Source organism: Phycicoccus elongatus Lp2 (genome assembly GCF_000367525.1).
GTDB classification, from domain to species: domain Bacteria; phylum Actinomycetota; class Actinomycetes; order Actinomycetales; family Dermatophilaceae; genus Phycicoccus_A; species Phycicoccus_A elongatus.
On the sequence record NZ_HF570956.1, the window covers coordinates 2,806,549 to 2,808,751 of the forward strand.

Genomic DNA, 2,203 nt, shown 5'->3' on the forward strand with positions numbered 1-2,203 from the left:
CTTCCCGCTGGGCGGGAGCCGAGGGAGGTCACCGCTCGCCGGCACCGATCAGTCACCGACCGGGGCGCTGACACCGGCGGCGCGCTCGGCGGCCAGGACGACGTTGGAGAGCAGCATCGCCCGCGTCATCGGGCCCACGCCGCCCGGGTTCGGGGAGACCCAGCCGGCGACCTCGGCGACCTCGGGTGCGACATCGCCGGCGACGACGCTGTGGCCGTCCTCGGCGATGATCCGCGAGACGCCCACGTCCAGGACGGCGGCGCCCGGCTTGACCATGTTGGCGGTGACGATGCCCGGCACCCCCGCTGCGGCCACGACGATGTCGGCCTGCCGCACCTCGGCGGCCAGGTCGCGGGTCCCGGTGTGGCACAGGGTGACCGTGGCGTTCTCGGACTTGCGGGTGAGGATCAGGCCGAGCGGTCGCCCGACGGTGATGCCGCGCCCGACGACGACGACCTTGGCGCCCTTGATCTCGACGCCGTGCCGGCGGAGCAGCTCGATGCAGCCGACCGGGGTGCACGGCAGGGGGGCCTCCTTGCCGAGCACCAGCCAGCCGAGGTTGGTCGGGTGGAGGCCGTCGACGTCCTTGGCCGGGTCGACGGCCGAGAGGATGGCGTTCTCGTCCAGGCCGGTGGGTTGCTGGACGATGAAGCCGGTGCAGCCCGGGTCCTCGTTGAGCTCGTGGACGACGGCCAGCACCTCGTCGAGGGTGGCGGTGGCGGGCAGGTCGCGGCGGATGCTCGCGATCCCGATCTCGGCGCAGTCCTTGTGCTTGGCCCCGACGTACCAGTGACTGCCGGGGTCGTCACCGACGAGGACCGTGCCGAGGCCGGGCGTGACGCCCCGCTCGGCCAGCGCGGCCACGCGCTCCTTGAGCTCGGACTTGATCGTCGCGAGGATGGCCTTGCCGTCGAGGATCTGTGCAGTCACGGGTCCATCCTGCCGCACCGGTCAGGTGGCCTCCCGCACCGCCGCGGCGAGGCCGTCGATCGCACCGGTGAAGCAGTCCATCGGTGGCGTGACCAGTCCGGCACCGACCTGGCCGGTGCCCGCGACCCGGCCGGCCATCCCGGTGTTGATCTGCGGGAGGATGCCGGTCCGGATCACCTTGGTGACGTCGATGCCGGTGGGTGTGCCGCGGAAGTCGAGGATGGGGACCTGGAAGGTCGGGTGCTCGCCCTGGGTGATCTCGTACATCGTCTGGGTGGCGGTGAGGGCGAAGGGCACGTCGCCGCCGACGAACTTGACGATCGCGGGGGCGGCGGCCATCGCGAAGCCCCCGATGCCGCCGGTCTCGGTGATGGCCGAGTCGCCGATGTCGGGGTTGGCGTCCTCGGGCCCGTAGCTGCCGAGGAAGAGCCCCTCGGGAGTGTTCGCCGGGCCGGTGAACCACTGCTCGCCGGTCCCGGAGACGCGGATCCCGAAGTCGGTGCCGTTGCGGGCCATCGTGGTGACGACGCTCGACCCCGGTATGCCGTGGGCCGCCAGGGTCGCGAGCTTGCAGGCCGGCATACCGAGATTGAGGAAGAAGTGCTCGTTGGCGCCGGAGAAGCGCACCGCCTCGGCGATGTCATTCGACGGTGCATCGGCCGTGATCATGCCGGGGAGGAGCTCGCGCAGGAGCATGAGGGAGCCGGCGCGGTTGCGGTTGTGGCCCTCGTCCCCCATCTGGAGCATCTGGGTGAGGATCGCCTTGATGTCGAACGGGCCGCTCGCCCGCACCGACCGCTGGAGGATGGGGCCGAGGACCGAGTTCATCCAGTGCAGCCGGTCGATGACCTCCTGGCCGTAGGCGCCGTAGCGCAGCACCTTGCCCAGCCCCTCGTTGAGGGAGCACCAGGACCGGTTGCCGTGCACGTCGTCCGCGAGCTCGTACATCCACATCGAGGGTGAGACGACGCCGGCCATCGGCCCGACGGCATCCCGGTGGTGGCACGGCTCCCACGCGAAATCGCCTCTCGCGAGCGCCCTTTCCGCGTCCTCAGGCGTCTCGGCCAGCCCCTCGAAGAGGACCGCACCGATGAGCGCGCCCTTGAGCGGGCCGGACGCGCGCTCCCACTCGATGGGCGGGCCGGCGTGCAGGAAGGTTCCCCGCTCGAGTCCGAGCGCGTCGGCGGCTGTGACGACGTCGACGAGCGTGGCCTCGGCGGCCGTCATCCGGGCCAGCGCCTCGGCGTTCGCGGCCGCCCGTCGGCGGTCGGCC

At 71.9% G+C, this 2,203-nt stretch carries 2 protein-coding genes; both read right to left on the minus strand.

Annotation, left to right across the window (positions count from 1 at the left end; all coding sequences use genetic code 11):
- Positions 1-48: 48 nt before the first annotated feature.
- Positions 49-930, minus strand: a complete 882-nt coding sequence (locus BN10_RS13610; RefSeq protein WP_010851840.1) for a bifunctional methylenetetrahydrofolate dehydrogenase/methenyltetrahydrofolate cyclohydrolase — start codon at positions 928-930, stop codon at positions 49-51.
- A gap of 21 nt (positions 931-951) precedes the next feature.
- Positions 952-2,203, minus strand: a 1,252-nt coding sequence (locus BN10_RS13615) for a YlbE family protein (protein WP_040751948.1), incomplete at its 5' end; no start/stop codon positions are given.